Source organism: Mucilaginibacter polytrichastri, assembly GCF_001911425.1.
GTDB classification, from domain to species: Bacteria; Bacteroidota; Bacteroidia; order Sphingobacteriales; family Sphingobacteriaceae; genus Mucilaginibacter; species Mucilaginibacter polytrichastri.
Map to the genome: position 1 here is coordinate 4743764 of NZ_MPPL01000001.1, position 16435 is coordinate 4760198.

General features: G+C 42.1%; 22 protein-coding genes. 16 read left to right on the forward strand and 6 right to left on the reverse strand.

The features are described 5' to 3' along the window. The first annotated feature begins 115 nt into the window (after positions 1-115). The 12 genes from RG47T_RS20340 to RG47T_RS20395 all read left to right on the forward strand — a co-directional run bounded on the left by RG47T_RS20340 (position 116) and on the right by RG47T_RS20395 (position 7273). Positions 116-448 (forward strand): hypothetical protein, encoded by a 333-nt coding sequence (locus RG47T_RS20340; RefSeq protein ID WP_139235711.1) that lies wholly within the window; start codon positions 116-118, stop codon positions 446-448. A gap of 12 nt (positions 449-460) precedes the next feature. Continuing rightward, positions 461-676, forward strand: a complete 216-nt coding sequence (locus tag RG47T_RS20345; protein WP_074491264.1) for a hypothetical protein — start codon at positions 461-463, stop codon at positions 674-676. 1 nt (position 677) lies between these two features. Continuing rightward, a complete protein-coding gene (locus RG47T_RS20350; RefSeq protein WP_074491265.1) occupies positions 678-1049 on the forward strand; it encodes a penicillin-binding protein in 372 nt (123 codons plus the stop codon). A gap of 11 nt (positions 1050-1060) precedes the next feature. After that, complete coding sequence (locus RG47T_RS20355; RefSeq protein ID WP_074491266.1) at positions 1061-1633, forward strand: hypothetical protein; 573 nt, start codon at positions 1061-1063, stop codon at positions 1631-1633. A gap of 274 nt (positions 1634-1907) precedes the next feature. Further along, a complete protein-coding gene (locus RG47T_RS20360) occupies positions 1908-2489 on the forward strand; it encodes a hypothetical protein (RefSeq protein ID WP_074491267.1) in 582 nt (193 codons plus the stop codon). 12 nt (positions 2490-2501) lie between these two features. Next, on the forward strand, positions 2502-2720 hold the full coding sequence (locus RG47T_RS20365) for a PRTRC system protein C (protein ID WP_074491268.1): 219 nt from the start codon (positions 2502-2504) through the stop codon (positions 2718-2720). A 64-nt stretch (positions 2721-2784) separates the two neighbouring features. Further along, positions 2785-3897 carry a hypothetical protein gene (locus RG47T_RS20370; RefSeq protein WP_074491269.1) on the forward strand — a complete coding sequence of 371 codons (1113 nt, stop codon included), beginning with the start codon at positions 2785-2787 and terminating at the stop codon, positions 3895-3897. Next, a complete protein-coding gene (locus tag RG47T_RS20375; RefSeq protein WP_074491270.1) occupies positions 3878-4600 on the forward strand; it encodes a hypothetical protein in 723 nt (240 codons plus the stop codon). Before RG47T_RS20370 ends, RG47T_RS20375 begins: the two co-directional genes overlap by 20 nt. Then, positions 4597-5490, forward strand: coding sequence for a PRTRC system ThiF family protein (locus RG47T_RS20380; RefSeq protein ID WP_074491271.1), 894 nt, complete (start codon positions 4597-4599; stop codon positions 5488-5490). The genes RG47T_RS20375 and RG47T_RS20380 overlap by 4 nt, the downstream gene beginning before the upstream one ends. Position 5491: 1 nt before the next feature. Beyond that, positions 5492-5674 (forward strand): hypothetical protein, encoded by a 183-nt coding sequence (locus tag RG47T_RS20385; RefSeq protein ID WP_074491272.1) that lies wholly within the window; start codon positions 5492-5494, stop codon positions 5672-5674. A gap of 212 nt (positions 5675-5886) precedes the next feature. Continuing rightward, positions 5887-7023 (forward strand): hypothetical protein, encoded by a 1137-nt coding sequence (locus RG47T_RS20390; protein WP_074491273.1) that lies wholly within the window; start codon positions 5887-5889, stop codon positions 7021-7023. A gap of 19 nt (positions 7024-7042) precedes the next feature. Beyond that, positions 7043-7273, forward strand: coding sequence for a hypothetical protein (locus tag RG47T_RS20395; protein ID WP_074491274.1), 231 nt, complete (start codon positions 7043-7045; stop codon positions 7271-7273). A 91-nt stretch (positions 7274-7364) separates the two neighbouring features. On the opposite strand, the gene RG47T_RS26185 is transcribed toward RG47T_RS20395, so the two are convergent. The 5 genes from RG47T_RS26185 to RG47T_RS20415 form a co-directional block, all read right to left on the reverse strand. Then, positions 7365-7523 carry a hypothetical protein gene (locus RG47T_RS26185; protein ID WP_171972572.1) on the reverse strand — a complete coding sequence of 53 codons (159 nt, stop codon included), beginning with the start codon at positions 7521-7523 and terminating at the stop codon, positions 7365-7367. Positions 7524-7594: 71 nt separating this feature from the next. Beyond that, positions 7595-8728, reverse strand: coding sequence for an RteC domain-containing protein (locus RG47T_RS20400; protein ID WP_074491275.1), 1134 nt, complete (start codon positions 8726-8728; stop codon positions 7595-7597). Positions 8729-8853: 125 nt separating this feature from the next. Then, a complete protein-coding gene (locus tag RG47T_RS20405) occupies positions 8854-9774 on the reverse strand; it encodes a response regulator transcription factor (protein WP_074491276.1) in 921 nt (306 codons plus the stop codon). A 2-nt stretch (positions 9775-9776) separates the two neighbouring features. Then, positions 9777-10358 carry a GNAT family N-acetyltransferase gene (locus tag RG47T_RS20410; protein ID WP_074491277.1) on the reverse strand — a complete coding sequence of 194 codons (582 nt, stop codon included), beginning with the start codon at positions 10356-10358 and terminating at the stop codon, positions 9777-9779. A 20-nt stretch (positions 10359-10378) separates the two neighbouring features. Further along, the gene (locus RG47T_RS20415) at positions 10379-11668 is read right to left on the reverse strand and encodes an aminotransferase class I/II-fold pyridoxal phosphate-dependent enzyme (RefSeq protein WP_074491278.1); all 1290 of its coding nucleotides are present in this window, start codon (positions 11666-11668) and stop codon (positions 10379-10381) included. Between the two features lie 263 nt (positions 11669-11931). Here RG47T_RS20415 and RG47T_RS20420 point away from each other — a divergent pair, with 263 nt between their 5' ends. The 4 genes from RG47T_RS20420 to RG47T_RS20435 all read left to right on the forward strand — a co-directional run bounded on the left by RG47T_RS20420 (position 11932) and on the right by RG47T_RS20435 (position 14823). After that, a complete protein-coding gene (locus tag RG47T_RS20420; RefSeq protein ID WP_171972573.1) occupies positions 11932-12501 on the forward strand; it encodes a Crp/Fnr family transcriptional regulator in 570 nt (189 codons plus the stop codon). Between the two features lie 126 nt (positions 12502-12627). After that, complete coding sequence (locus tag RG47T_RS20425; RefSeq protein WP_074491280.1) at positions 12628-14010, forward strand: serine/threonine protein kinase; 1383 nt, start codon at positions 12628-12630, stop codon at positions 14008-14010. Then, on the forward strand, positions 13985-14437 hold the full coding sequence (locus RG47T_RS20430) for a MauE/DoxX family redox-associated membrane protein (RefSeq protein ID WP_074491281.1): 453 nt from the start codon (positions 13985-13987) through the stop codon (positions 14435-14437). The genes RG47T_RS20425 and RG47T_RS20430 overlap by 26 nt, the downstream gene beginning before the upstream one ends. Continuing rightward, a complete protein-coding gene (locus tag RG47T_RS20435) occupies positions 14434-14823 on the forward strand; it encodes a hypothetical protein (protein WP_074491282.1) in 390 nt (129 codons plus the stop codon). Before RG47T_RS20430 ends, RG47T_RS20435 begins: the two co-directional genes overlap by 4 nt. Positions 14824-14880: 57 nt before the next feature. Here the strand turns inward: RG47T_RS20435 and RG47T_RS20440 are convergent, their stop codons facing one another. Further along, entirely contained in the window at positions 14881-16431 is a 1551-nt protein-coding gene (locus RG47T_RS20440; RefSeq protein WP_171972574.1) for a TlpA family protein disulfide reductase, read from the reverse strand. Between the last annotated feature and the right edge of the window lie 4 nt (positions 16432-16435).

Below are 16435 nucleotides of genomic sequence, written 5' to 3' on the forward strand. Positions count from 1 at the left end.
AAACCAAAAAAGTAACAAAATGGAAAAAGAACTAACGTACAGCATTCAGCCCCTGCTTGAAGAAAAAGAGGGTAGTATTTCAGGGCCAAGGTCGCCAGCATTATTTGCAAAAGAAATGGCTGCACAGGTCGGTTTCAAGTATAACCGCCTTGCCCGTTTATGGCTTGCGGACGAACGCATCAACCAATGCCGGGAGGACGGCGGGTTAACAGGTCACGATACCTTAATCATCGGTGCCGTTTACAAAGACAATGTTTGGCTAAGCCTGTGGGTAGATACGGGCGTAGGCGGTGTGGCTATCGCCTCGGCTTTCCGCTCGGACGGCAGTATCGACTTCGTGGAATTATACCGCCAGCAACCCTACGTCAGCAAGCTGAGCCAAAAACAGGTTGGCGAAATCTTCCAGTCCGTATTCAACGACCCTACCCAAATCAATATCAAATCTTAATCATCTACCGCCATGAAAATTCTCACCAAAATAAAAAGCCTGTTAACGGCATCAACCAAGCAGGATGATACCGTTGTCCTTTATTCCCAAAACCTCAAAGTGGTTTATAAGCACAATGACATCGGTGTTTCGACAGACTATTACCACCGGGGAACAAGCGAGCCATTCCGAATGGATCAGGTATGGTTTTCAGATGTGCCAGTTCAATCAACACCTAATCACGCTTAACATGACACGCTCTAATATTCATATCAAACTTACTAACGGCAAGGTCTTAGACTGTGTTGCCGATAGCAGCAGCGCACCCGAACAGGGATGGATTGTCGAAAACCTGTTATTGCCCTTGCTTTCCCTGAACGATGCCGAAAAAGAACTGGCCATGCTCACCGCGTATTGCGCCATGAACGAAAAACGGGCGAATGCTACCTATCGCTATATCATCAGCCTGACCAGTAAAACCGTTCATTTTTTCGAGGAAACCTACGACTACAAAAAAGACAAGTTCCGTTTAGGCGATGACCTGACCGACCGTTACCAGACCTATATCGAAAGCCATCAGGCGTTGGGCGAGTTGCTTAACGAAATCAATACTTCAAAGTAATCCCCATCCACATGAAAACGATACAACTGAATTTATACCATTTCAGCGAACTCAGCGAGAGGGCGCAGAAAAAAGCACTGGCCGACCATCAGGACTTCAATGTGAGCCACAGTTGGTGGGACTGGCTTTACGCAGATGCGGAAGAGGCGGGATTAAAAATAACAGGTTTCGACCTTGACAGGGCTTGTTATTGCAATGCCGAATTTATCCATGATGCCATTTACACCGCCACACAAGTACGCCTTAATCATGGTGAAAAAACTGAAACCATGCAGGTGACCGTGGCTTTTTGGGAACGCCGTGACCATACCGTTAATACTTGGACAAGGGATGTGCATGGCGAGTTAGAAAATGCGGAAGAACTGGACACCGCCCTTGACAGCATCGAGGACGATTATCTCAAAGCTATGAGCATTGCTTACCTGCGGTTACTTGACAAGGTGTACGACGAATTAACAAGTGATGGAGCCATTGCCGAGAGCCTGACCGCAAATAAGTATTGGTTTACCTCAGACGGCAAAATAGCGACAAGGATAGACAGGCTATCCACAGAAAAAGAACCAAGCACTGCATCAGGAAATTAAGACCTCAAAAGAAAATTATGAGTAAGCACCTGTTAAAATCTCACATCACCATTGTGGACTACGCCGAGCATAAAAAGGTATATCCGCAGGCAGTTTACAAGGCCATTTAAGCGGGAAAGATCATACCGGATCATGTTGGCTTGTCACGTATCCGAATGATAGACCTTAGAATTTACGGGGACTTTCAATTTGAGGTACATAACCCCGACAAAACACCCCTGCTTAATTGGTACGAGAATAGAAAAAATAAGAGATCACACTAACACGAAAATTTATGAAAACGAACTTCTTTGAAAATATCGCCAACCTGAACGCCCCCGGCATTTGGACAATAGGCATCCAAAATGATGAAAACGGCAACTTTACCGTATCTGCCTTATACGCCCCCTTTAAATCCAACGAACCCGCCACGAAAATGATTGCCCCCCTCATTCACAGGGGTACGGTTACCGATATGGACGAAGGTTTTTTTGACGCAACCGTAACGCAGGTGGAAGCCCTAAAAGGGCTGTACAGCAATATCAAAGCTTTGACCGCAAGCGTAGATACTGCAAAGAAAAAATTAGGACAGGGAAGCAAACCCCAACCCGTAAAGGCAAAAACCAATGAGGAAGCGAACGAAATTGAAGTGGGCGAACCCAAAGTATCTGCCGAAGACAAGAAACGAGCGTATACCGATGCTATCCGAAAAGTGGTGGAACTGAACGATGCCTGCAAATATGAGGATGCCCTCAACATCCTGCCATTGGTAGCCGACTACCCCGAGAAAAAAGAAGAACTGGAGAAAAGGCGCACGGATTTGGAACGCAAAAAAGTACAGTACGCACAGGCATTAACATTATTTAATGAGGCTTAAAAATACCGCATCATGTTACAGACCACACAACTCGAAAGAATATTTATCCATAAGGACAACGGGCAGGAAGTCCGTTTGACCGACCCCAACGACACCATGAACCCCGATATGGTACTAAACTTTTACACAGGTACCTACCCCATCCTGACCAACGCCCGAATTGTCGGGCCTGAAATAAAGGATGATTTCATACAGTACCGCTTTGAAAGCACAATGGGTACAAAAGGTTAAACTGCAACATCATGGAAACCAACAAAATTAAAAGAAAAGTAACAATTATAGAGGAGAACACACAATGGAAACTGCACCAGCTATTCGGAGCGTTTATTCAAAAGTTAGACCGCTTGCCCGATGCAAGGGAAGTACAGCAAAACCCGCTAAGAAGCGCACCAAAGGAACGCACCGTAATGGTTTTTTAACGCATTCGTTCCGCCCGTTTCTCAGCCTGCCCTTTGCCCATCACGGGCAGGGCGAACGGGAGTTTTTCCAGTCATTGGAAAACCTCTGCCAATTGTACCAATGGCAAGCCCCCGATGTTTCGGCCTTGCCATTCCCGCAGAACGTTTCGGCAGTATTGGAAAAACTGTCGGCGCAGCGGTTTGACGGCGCATCGGTTATGCTTTTGCAGGACAAAGGATGCCCCGCCAGACTGGCGACCGTCAAAACCTACAACACTAATTACTGCCTGTATTATATTCCCGTTCGCCCATTTTGGCGGATGAAAAATGAACCGTGCAGGCAAGCCTGTTTTGAATTGACACAGACGCTTTTCGCCTACCTGTATCAAATCGCAGGTGTGCCTTATTTCCGTGAGCCGGGCTATTTGGACAACACTTATGACAGTTTGGAGAACTGGATCAATGAGATTGACGATGACGGCAACGAAGATGAGGAGGAAGAAATTTTTAGAAAACGCCAGTTTGCCGAATTTGAACTTATGAAACAGGCAGGTGACCTGTTATTGCCTGACATTAAAAAGCCCCTTGATTTAGCATCATGGGAAAAACAGCTTAACGGGTTTTCAGCATCCGATAAGTACGGCAAAGACCTGCGGGAGGTGGTATATGAATTTTTTAAACTGGTTAAGGATTACCCGACCCGTGCTATAAAGGATAGTATGCACTATGAAATACATGAAAGAGGGGAAGATGACTACGATATCTATTGGGAGAACTATATTTCCTTTTACTGGAGTGGCAGGGACAGCCTTGAAAATATGCTTTATGAAATGGTGAACAACGAGTTTCAGGAAGCAGGCTATCAGGAAGAACCGATTGCCGTACAATGGTTTGACACTCCGCAGGATAAACCCCGCCATGACTTTGATTTTGAAACCCGACTTTTTTCCCTGTTGAACGAATTGACAGGCATCCTAAATGAACTCGACAATGAAGAACCTAACCGATAATTTCAGCCACCTCTATCAGCCTGTAAAAACACTGCTGATCTATACCAAACATACCGAAGAAGATACGACCAGTGTTTATGTCGAGAGTTACGACATTGGTAAACTTGGCAACCCGATAAACGCCCACCCATTGACCGTTAAGGAAATGTTAGGCCTGAGCGCCATTTTTCAATCTGCACAGGAGTTTAAGACTAATTTTTTGAGGTGCAGGGGAGTGATGCCGAACAAGGTGTTGTATGTCAATCCCGAACAGGCAGGCTACGCCGTTTGGTACACCCCGCCACAGGAAGTGCCCTTGTATTTTGCGAATGCTTTAGGCATCAAATCGGGAAAGGGCAAAGTTCCCGCAATGGTGTGGAAAGCAGGCAGGGAGGAATTATGCGTGTACGCCCTGAAAGGGCATCGCAAACCCGTAGCTAATACCGTCCTTCATCATGCGCCATTTTTCAATGTTGCCACCGATGGTAAGGTTTGCATGGGTACGGTGCGCATCAATATCGGACAGGAAACCCGACTGGAAGAATTTACGGCACTATGGGAAAAATATTTTTGGAACAGCTATTTCAGCCACCTCATGGGGGAGTTCAACCCCGTAACCGAGAACATTGTGCAGTTATGGCAGCAGCAGGTCGCCACCGACCGTGTGTTTCCCTGCCAGCTTTTGAAACCCACCCGCTACACCCTTAAAAACCTGTTCGTATGAAAACTCAAAAACTGAAAGCGGTAAAATCCGCAGTACATATCGTAGAAAAGTCCCTGCTGAACCCTTATAACCCACTGATTGTTAACCTGATCGGTGCAGGCGGGACAGGAAGCCAGTTTCTGACTGCACTCGCAAGAATTAACCATGCGCTCATCGCCCTGAACCATCCCGGACTGATGGTGCGGGTGTTCGACGATGATAAAGTGGAAGAAGCCAATTTAGGGAGGCAACTTTTTTCAACGGCAGAACTCGGCCTGCACAAAGCCGTTGCACTGGTAAACCGCATCAACCTGTTTTTCGGCACAAACTGGAAAGCCATACCCGAAAAATACAACACGAAAATCCTTAAAGAAGAACCCGACTTGGGTATGGCGGAACTAACCATATCCTGCGTAGATACCGTGTCTGCAAGGTTTGAAATTGCCGACCTATTATCTAAAATATATGCGAGCAGGAAACATGCCTATCACCATCCACTCTATTGGATGGACTTCGGCAACAGCAGGGACACAGGGCAGGTCGTTCTTTCTACCATTGCCGAGATACAGCAACCCGCATCCAAAAAATTTGAGGTGGTAAGCAGGTTGCCCTTAGTCACCCATGAGTTTAAGGAGTTACTGGAAAGTGCCGAAAAGGGCGATAACACGCCAAGCTGTTCCTTAGCGGAAGCCCTTACCCATCAGGATTTATTCATTAATTCCGCATTGGCAAATTTAGGGGCATCCCTGCTATGGCAGTTATTCAGAGAGGGCATGTTATTCAACAGGGGCTTTTTCCTGAACCTCAAAGACTTCAGGGCGACACCGATCAAAGTGACGCCGAATGCCGATAACACTATTGAATTGCCGAAACGGAAAAGTTCAAACACCAAATCGCTAAAAGCAGCCTGATATGAAGATCATAGATTTAGACGGCAAGATCATCAAAGTGGAAAATCTCGACCTTGCCTTGCTACAGGCGGATGATTACCGCCATTACCGTGTGACGATACCCACCGAAAGCGACTTAGACCGCTATGCCTATTGGGAGGATGTTTACCAAAAACTATTGAAACTTAAAACTGAACAATCATGAGAACCTTCATTTATTTAATCTGCACTTGTTTGATTTCAACGGGTGCCTACTTCGCTTCGTTGAACAGCCAGCATTATATCTACGGGATAGCATTCGCATTTCTGATGTGGACATGGTTTCTATGGGGCTCCGACCGCCGAAGCAGAAAAGCAGCTGAAAGACGGGAAATGTACCGTGACCGCCTATCTAACCGAAAGTAAAACCTAACCGCTATGGTAAAGATAAAGGAGGGATATGTAATGTCCCAAAGGGAACGTGAAGAATACGAACGGCAAAATGCCCTGCCCCGCAAGGGTTCGGGGCGGGTAGACTATTATTTCAAACCGCAGACCAAATACCCGCCACGCATCTACGTTTTTATGGATGCTGACCTGTGGCGTGACCGCAACCGCAGGCCGATGGGACTGCACACAGCATTCCCTTTCCTGAGCAGACCGATGACAAAAGGGGAAATTGAATACCATCATTTCGACTGGCGGTTATGTTATCACCAGTACGAAGATTGGGAGAGGCTCATCTATGCCGAGGAAAAGGAAGCCGAAGATTTGGATTTGGAAAATGAGGGGGCAGGAACTGACTTCTTAAAGCGGTTAAAATCCTTTCGCTCAAAAATCCCGCTGAAAGCGAACTTGGGGGAACTCCCGCCCGACCCGCCCGAATTACAGGCGGATGGGGAAACGGTTTATTTACGGGAACTGATTGACAGCGGGAATGCCCTGAATGCCGCAGAGGTCGGTAAGTTGCTTGACGACGAATTAAAAACGCAGCAACGGCCTGCGGTACTGATCGCCCTGCGCCAGCTTTACCAAAACTTCGGCAAGCAAGAAGATCATCAAAATGAACTAACCGAACAAAGCATCAGACGCAAAGTCGAATTACAACAGCAGCGTGCCCGCCGCAATTTTGTAAGGCGGGTATATGCAAAAAACAAGCTGTTCGCTTTGGAAGAGATACTTATAAAATATCCTGATTACACTACCGATATGCTTTGCGCAGACCTGCACATCAAGAGAAAAGCCGATAAGCGAAAGAAGCATAAGCCCATTACCGACCTCCGCCGTTGCCAGTTGGAAAAACTGGCGCACCTGCTAAGATACGGGCAACTGAATGATAAAGCGTATAACAACACTTGTAACCGTATCGCCATCCTGCAACATGCGCATAGCTTGCGCCTGCCCGTGCCGCTCCTGGTTAATTTACAGCAGGAAGCAGTTGTTTACAGTTTCCCGTGGCAGATACGCGAGGGCGTGGTAAAAGATTTCGTGGCATTGGCCAACAAACCCGGCATGACTCATCAAGTACTTGAGGAACACCATAACGAAATGGTACGCTCGAATCATAGTTATTAACGTAAAAAAAAATGACATCATGAAAACGATAAAATTAAATACAGCTAAAATTATTGCTGCCGACTGGCATAGCGGCCAGTGGACCGCATTATATGCCTTTGCCTCCAGTGGCGAAGTCGCCGCGGCTCAGGAACCCCTTTGCCTTGCGGAAATTGAGGAAAACCTGAATAACAGCCATACCAGCCCCAAACAGGTTCAGCGGTTGCAGAAATTAAAAGCATATATTGAATACGCTAATCGAAAAGCCTGAGAAATAGCAGCTTTATTTAATAACTCCTATCTTTTCTTGTAGGCTATTATTCGCGCAAAGGATATAGGGTTTATATGCCCATGAGCTATCTTCAGCTTTTTCTTGATCTTTTGTACCAGCGCCAGAAAAACAAAATCCAGATACCAAAGGCGATCAAATAAGGCATAGTTGATGCCTTTTGGTTAAAGGCCGCCATAAACGCGCCTACCGAAATGAACGCGGTTATAATCAGATAAATAAATGTTTTCATATCATGCCATTTTTTAATTAACCCTCCCGGCTTTGTATTGGGTATTTCTCCAAACTTGAACTACCACAATATTATTTTTTCAAATTTATAGGAGGTTCAAAAGCATTACCTTCTTCCACATAAACCAAAAACTCATTGACCATGGCATCTAAAAATTTAGATGGGCGGGTGGACTTACGCATTTTGATCTCTGCAAACCGGTGTGAATATCTGGCCAGGTCAACGCCGAACGCGTCCTCAAACCATTTAACCAGCGCAGCTATCGTGATGAGGCTTCCCCGTGAGCGCATATAAACATAAAGTCCATAAGCGAGTTCAACAAGATCTGATTTTTCCGAAGGCCACTTGGTTAATCTTTTATTGAGTACAGGTTTAGATCCGTTACTAACCTGTTGCTCACTCAATTTGAGCTGTTTTAGATTCAAGCAGCGTAAATGATTTAATTGTGCATCTATCCATCGGATTTCTGTCGTGAGCAACGCCTGGAGCTTACTCGCTACGGATTCACTGCCTTTAATAAGTGGTTCCACGGGTCTTAAAATAATGATCTCCAATCTGAGTTGTTTCGCTTTTAAACGTTTTTTGAGCGGATGCAAATGCCCATCTTCCATAGCCTCTATATTTTGCAATTCATACATGTTGAACAAATAGTCTAAGAAAGCAGGGTGATTGAAATCTGTTGCGATCAGGTGATCAACCAGGTCTTCAGTCGTTTTCGGTGTATGACTTCTTAGCCAATTGGCTAATGAATCGAGATATTTCATACTGATCAACGACGGCCCGAAATTACCGGATATGTCTTTTAATGCGGATTTAAGCCTACTTGATAGTTCCGATGCCACCTCCAGCTTGTCTAATTCGAGGGCGACAGCACCTGCTGATTCGATCAGGGCTATTTTCAAAACGGTTCGGCGGTACTTTTCAGGTCTTACATGATCAGCTAATAGCGCACTCAATTTGTCCAGTAAAACGCGTAAAAAAGTCTGCCTCCTGTTCCTTTTATAACGTTCATAAATCCGGTCGCTTAATACAACGACAGCATTCAGGATGGAGGCTTTGTTATCTTTTTCAAAATTCAACTCAAACTGTATTCGCCAACAAAGTTGGTCCCACGCTTCTATGTAATTGCTTTTTTCCATAATTTGCTCACTGGAATATTTGACGTTTTCCCAAAGGTCAAACAGTTGTATCAATTCGTTGGTCATAGACGATAATTTGCTTTTGATAGATTAATTGTGAAGCAAATTTCACGAGGTAATATCCCACTGACAATGAGCCTTTATACTCATTTCTCATTATAGGGGAAAACCACTACATGCCGTTTTTTAGTTTATGTTGGGAATAATTTTTTAATTAACGATACCTTGTTTCGCACGCTGGTTTTCTCGTAAATGTGTTGAATGTGGTTCTCGACTGTTTTGCCGGCAATAAATAATCGATCTGAAATTTCCTTGTAGGTTAGGCCCTGTTTAACTAACAGTACTATTTCAATTTCCCGGTTAGTCAATTTGTAATACCGGCACATTTCTTCAAACACCTCGGTACCTGAACCTTGCCTGGCTAATTCCAATAATCTGGAATATTCAACACGGGCACCCGTAATAGATTTCCAAATAAATAGTACCGTAATCCCGATGATACCGGTATTAGTGCATAATACTTCAACCAACTGGCTGCTTTCGACCATACCGAAAAATGCCAGGGAGGCCCAGGGTGTGACCGCGGCATACATGACGATTTCTTCCAGATATTGATTGTGATTCCTTTCCGTTTCATGTTTTTCGCGAATAGCTTTAAACATTACCCATAAAAGGACGAATGCATAAATAAACGGTACGATCATACCGTAACGGATGTCAAGGCTTAGGTTCCCATTGATGGCATAGTCCAGCACAAAAAAGATCACGTAGGGGAGAAATAAAAATAAGGGGACGCCAAAAAGCGCGTGCCATCGCAGCTTTTTGAGATCGAACGCTCTATAAAAATAATAAGGAAAATAGGAAGCCATCAAAAAACCGCTGCCATAAGCAACCATTTCCTGAATATCCAGCGGGATCTTAATTTTCGGATCAGGAAAAAGACCACCGGTAATATTATAAAAAAGCATCAGCCCAAGCAGGATCAGGTACCATTTGCGCTGCAAATCTTGGGGACGAAAAAGGTAATAGAAAAACTGGAAAATAAACATGCCCGTTTCCAGCAAAATAAAAATAAAGGTTACAATGTGGATTTGCGTACCGAAGACGAGCATGATTAGTCTTTATCCGATTTTCGTTTGAGAAAGTAAAGGGTATAACCGAGGTCTAACTGATGATATATTGAAAAGCCGAAGCTTTCATACCAGGGAAGATTTTTAAGTGTAGATGTTTCCAGGTAAACAGGCAAGTGCTTGATATCAGCAAGTTCTATAGTTTCCTGCAAAAGGGTACTGCCTAAACCGGAGTATTGAAAATGCGGATCTACGCCGATGAACCAAAGATAGGCCATCGGTTGCTTTGGCTGGACGTTTTTAATCTGACCCTCCCGATTTATCGCTTTACATATTCTACTGATACCAATTGCCGTAAAAATCAATTTTACATCCAGCCAAAGCGCATAAAAAGTGGTTTTTTTCAGGTGTGGGTATAAATACAATGCACATGCCTTGTGGTCATCAGACAACAATATCACACCAAATTCGAGGCACATGTTAAATGAATATTCCATGAGTGCCTTGATCCGTTTAATTTTATCATCATCCTGCTTTACTATAAAATTAACGCTTTGGTTATTCTCAAATGAGCCACATAATATTTCTACACAGAGATCCCGGTCTGCTAAAGTTGCCTTAACCATATCAAAGATTTAGTAAATAGTTATTGGGAGTGTTTATTTGATATTTTTAATACCTGGTCTACTTCATGAAATGCTTTTAACACCTTATCCAAATGAACTTTGGTATGTGTTGCCATAACATTCATCCTTATCCTGGCATTTTTTTCGGCAACAGCCGGATACATGATCGGATTGGTATATATACCTGCTTTAAGTAGCAGCCGCCCAGCTTCTAACGTTTTATGTATGTTGCCTACTTTGACCGGGATAACAGCTGAAGCTGTTGTGCCAACATCAAAGCCGGATTCAACCAGTCCCCTTTTAAGGTATTTGATATTTTCCCATAATTTGTGCCTCCAGACAGGTTCTTCATCAATCAAGTCTATGGCCTTCATAATCCCCATGACTGCCGGTGTTGCCGTAGTTGAAAAAAGGTGCTGCCGCGATTGAAATTTGAGGTAGTTAATAATTTCAGGGCTTGCGATTACGTAACCGCCGATATTACCGAGGGCTTTACTAAAGGTGCCGGTGATAATATCAACTTTATCAAATGCATCGAACATTTCAATAACTCCCCGGCCAGTATCACCAACCACGCCAATACCATGGGCATCATCGACCACCAGGTAGGCACCATACCGGTGTGTCAGGTCTATGATTTCATCAAGTTTGGCAATGTCGCCATCCTGGCTATAAACGCCATCAATGATCACGAATCGCGTCCGGTATTTATGTTGCGCGTTTTTAAGTGCGATTTCCAAGTGTTCCATGTTATTATGCATGAAACTTTTTTTGTTAGTGCTCAGGCAGCCTTCATAAACGCTCGCATGAACATCTTTATCCAGGATGGCCAGATCATTTTTGCTTGGATTTTCCTGATCTTCATGTAACAAACATTGTAGGGTTGCACTGTTTGCCGTATAACCGGTCGTATATAGAATCGCGTTCTGCCGTTTATAGAATTGGGCGATTTTATTTTCCAGTTGCTGGTGATAATTAAAATGTCCACCAATAGCTGGGGATGCGCCAGAGCCCGTCCCGTATTTTTGAACACTCTCTATAACGGCGTCTTTTACTTTCGGATGCTGACTAAATCCAAGGTAATCGTTAGATACCAGGCATATACACCGCGTGGTGTGGGTATCACCCGGCAGTTTCAGATCCATTTCAGGTCCTACAGGCGAATGAGATTCTAGACGGTAATTTAAGTGTCCGTTTGCTTCAAGAAAGTTCAGGTATTCCTGAAAATCCATCGCGGTGGTGTAAACGTTTTGGCCGGCAATGCTCTCAAAGCTTTTAAAACTGGCCGTGGCAAATTCTATGGTTGGCATAGGAATAGATGTATATAAATATCTAATATATAGCCCAAAAACTTACAAAAACGTGAGTTGATAAAGTATTTTTTAATTTTTGAATAAAATATTAATTTTTAAGTAACTCACGTTTTTGCTCTAAAAAGTTATTTTATTTTGCATTAATGAATAAAATCTTCCGTCATTATATCGCGGTAACCCTAAATATACTTGGCAAATCGTCTTAATGTTTAAGTGGATAGCCGATAATAGCTCCTTATAATGGCTCAATGCAACGTATTATGAATACAGAACCATTATTTAATCTATTAAACAGTGTTACTGAGTTATCAGGAGCGTTTAAAGATGTCCTTATCGGACACCTTAAAGAAGAAAAAATTAAAGCTCACCAGATCATCCATGCGGCAGGGCAAACAGAAAATCGCTTATGGTTCGTTGAAAGCGGATTTGCACGCAGCTATTATTTTGACCAGACAGGCAAAGAGCATACCTTGACCTTTTATACAACCCACGATGTAATCTTCTCTTACAAGGGGTTCTGGAAAGAAACTACAGATTATTATCTAGAAGTTGTTTCCGAATCAAAACTCATTTCGTTGTCCTATGAATCATTATGCAATTTAATTGATATATATCCCGAAGCTTGGAAGTTAGTAACCGTTTTTATCAGGCAACGGTATTACCTCGACCTTTTCAAAAGCAGGCTCATGACCTGGAGCGCTGAAGAACGGTACGCCCAGTTCCGTAAAGCAAGCCCAGAAATATTTCGTCTCGCATCCGTAAGGCTAATCGCATCCTATCTTAATATGACTCGCGAAAACTTAAGCAGGCTAATGGGTAAAGATTTGTGATTGAAACCACCATTTTCATTACAAAAACTTGTAATCCATGTCCCAGAAACCGGTGATCTAAATCACCGCAATTAGAAACCTGCCAATCTACCTTTAGGAAGTAATCTACTTAACATATTTCAGGAAATGGAAAAGGCATTTACTATCCAGCTTGTCGCTTATGCACCGATTCTAAAAAGTTCGGGTATCAAGTTTAAAGAGGATGAGAAAACCCTGATGGTCGGTAAGCCGTCAGGTAAGGCTGGTTACGCAATCTTGATTAGTTCCCGTACGTTGGATGCGCCAAAGTTGCTGAAGGAGATTTTGCCTATCCTAAAAAAAACCAAAGCGGCATACCGAATTATTAAAAGCCAACATGACCAATATCGGCTTAACGCAGGCGCTTTTGGAGAGGAGGAAGCTGGCAAAGTCATTACAATTTTCCCTGATGATATAGACGAGGCTAAAGACATAGTGAATAATCTTAAAGCAATTACTAACGTTTTTAAAGGTCCTGTCATCATTAATGCGCAGCGCGTAGGGGAGATTATTTACATTCAATCAGTCACTCAAAATGCGACGCAGGAGATTACTCTCTTTATGCCCAGTCTAAAGTATTTCCCTTTCGAACTAAACAAGCAATATAGACAAAAGAAAAATCGCCTGGGACTTATCGGCAAAGCTTACCTACCAGTACAACTGATTAGAAGTGCGGCAAAAGGTAATATCTATAAGGCAATTAATTTACGGCATCTAAAGCTCGATTGGTGTTTGATAAAACAAGGTAAACCTGTAGCACTAGACGACCATTTTGACCGTGATATGAGTGACCGGCTTATTTGGCAAAAAAAAGTTCTTGACGAATTAAAAGGTAAGGTTTATACGCCAGATGCCATTGACCATTTTAGTTCCAATGGATATCATTATTTGGTTTTCAATTATGCTGAAGGAGACTCGCTCGGTAATGTTATAAGGGGGCATTTGGCAGGAAAGAAATGGATTGAGTTAAACGATGAAAAGAAATCGCTATTGCTGGGATACTTTTTACAAGCTGTAACTTTAGTAAAAGAAATACATGAAGAAAATTTTGTACACCGGGATGTTACAGACAGCAATTTTATATTGTTAAATGATGGAAAAATTTGTGTTATAGACTTTGAACTTAGCTATTCGTTAATTACAGGCCAACCCAACCCGCCATTTCTGTTAGGCACCTTTGGTTATGTAGCACCGGAGCAAGTACAACATGCAGTTCCTGATAAAAAAGAAGACATCTATTCTCTCGGGGCGCTACTTTGTTTTGTTCTGACCGCCTGTAAAACCTGGGAATTCATTACACCCAATCATCAGCAATTAAAGGCAAAGTTATCGCGCTTAACCAACGAACGAGTGTTAATTGATTTGATTATGAAATGCCTGAGCAATAGCCGTTCTGAAAGACCTACAGCGGATATCCTGATTGCAACCTTACATCACAGATTAAAAAATTCAAATAACTTAAACCATGAAAAAATACCAATGGCTGTATGAGCTGATTATTTATTTAATGGCTTTATTATTCCTTTATACCGCAGCAAGCAAACTTATGGATATGCGTTATTTTATTCGGGCCGTCCACAGGCAGCCGTTTCCGAGGGCCGCAGATCCGTTCTTAATAATCGGGGTGCCAATAGTAGAACTCATTACAGGTTTCGCGCTGCTCGTTGTGAAAATGAGAAAATTTGGTCTCATTTCCTCAGTTACACTGATGTTTGTATTCAGTATTTACGTCGGCCTTGCTGTATTTCATGTCTTTAAAAAAGTTCCCTGCGGATGCGCAGGGGTGTTTCAAAGTATGGGCTGGCCTGAACATCTGGTGTTCAATATTGCATTCCTGGCACTTGCCATTATTGGACTGAAATTCCATGTTATTCAAAAAAGAAATATTACAGTCGGAAAAGGACAACCGGCTATTTGAAAATATTCTATGCGCAACGAATCAGGGCAAAGCTGAAAACCTGCGAAAAGAGTAAGCAAAAAATTAAACTAAATTTTCAAGTTATGTTAAACAACAAAAAAAGCTTTTTACAAAAAGCTAGAATTGCGATGGTAGCTATTGTAACTATCATGAGTCTTGGTGGTGCGTATGCAATGAACGCACCCAAACAGCAAGCTGGTACTACCTGGGGTGTAGTGGCAACACTTTCAAATGCTTATCAAGTGGCGGCTATTACAGCTCATTCAACTTGCACAACTATACCTGCGAAAATTTGCAAAATTCTGTCAACTACCGCTCCTGATGCTAATCATGAGATTCCAAAAGCTGATGCAACGGTGGTGCAACGTGGCAATTTTGTTCAATAAAATCTTTAATACGGAATCAGCTTTGGCTGATTCCGTATTAAAATAATTCATTTTATTCTAATTCATGGCTGCGGCAATTAAAGCGCTCATTAGAGATTTTTCGTCCCTCAAAGATTTATCCATTTTAAAAATTTTTTGATGTTTGTCAATGATAATTGGCCGTGGATAACCATAAACTTGGTAGAACTTAATTACATCATTCAATACACCTCCACCATTTGTGTATAGATTTATTGCGGACGATGATGTGTAAATGCCTTTTTTAATGCTATGTTTCCAAAAATCAGCATCTTTGTCAATGGATATACTGATAAAAACGTAATTAGAATCTCCACGGAACTTTTCTTCTATTTTTGATAACACATCTTGATAATATCCTACACAATTTTCGCAGCCAGTATACCAAAAATCAACAAATACTACTTTTCCTTTAAAGTCGGAAAGTTTAACTTTCTTTCCTGCTGAATTAGTGAGGCTGAAATCAAAGGCTGGTTTACCAACTTGAGCAAGTAACGCATCGTTCAATTCTTGTTTTCCTTTTAAAGAGGTGATATATTTTGCAGCCTTTGTACTGTAAGTATTGAAGTCCAAAAAGCCTCCCAAATTCGATTTAATTACTAAAAGGAACAATTTTTCCCGAACATAACTATCACTAATATTTGCCAATATTGATGCAGAGCTATCTGGTATCCATTTTTTATTTTTTACTGTTACTATAGTTCGATATTTATCCAATTCTGCAACCCAGAAATCGCTACTTCCTTTAAGACTGCCCTTATCAAATTGTGTCCAAGTTTTAAGATCGGCTTCATTATAATCCTTTAAGAACCGGTTTATTACATTATTAGATGCATTCTTGTACTGATATTTAAAATAGTAACGAAGCATAACAGCTTCAAATGCCTTATTATAAAATAATGCATGAAGTCTTAGTTCTTCATAAGCTTGATGGTCTAGTTTCAAGCTAAAAGTTTCTAAATAATCCAGTTCGCGTTTTGCATCATGAAGTTCACCATTATTTAGATTATAAGTTGAATCAGATAAAAAGTAGTCCCGTGGAAAATCACGGTGATATTGTATCGAATCAATTGTATATCGAGTTTTAAATTTCAATGTTGACGAGCCCGAGAATTGCAGATTAAAATTATTTCTAAATGATTTTGTGGGGGTAAACTCTGGTGTTTTCTTGGCGGTAATTGTTACAACATCTGAAGGTTGGAAAAAATAATTTTCAAAAATGTCCAATTTCAGTTCATCTTTACTCAATCCGTCCTCGATAAATACGTTTTTACTGTTTAGAGAGAACAAGGTAACTGACGTACCTGGCATTGGCCCGCGTTTTGAAACTTTGAATGAAAAAATGTAAACACCGGGAGATATCGAGGCAGCTATATATTTGTTAGATTCATCTGTAAGTATGTTTATTGGGCTTGGTGTTTTGGCGACAAAAAGCTCTAATTTTTGGTCTCTTTCAGCTTCAGGATAAAGAACAGTTAGCTTTACCGTCCCTGAGTCTAAATCGATTGCGCGTATTTTTGCAGTTGCATTGTTAAATGTTATAGTTAAAGCTAAAAATAGTATGCTCCAACATAAAGTAATACTTCTCATAATT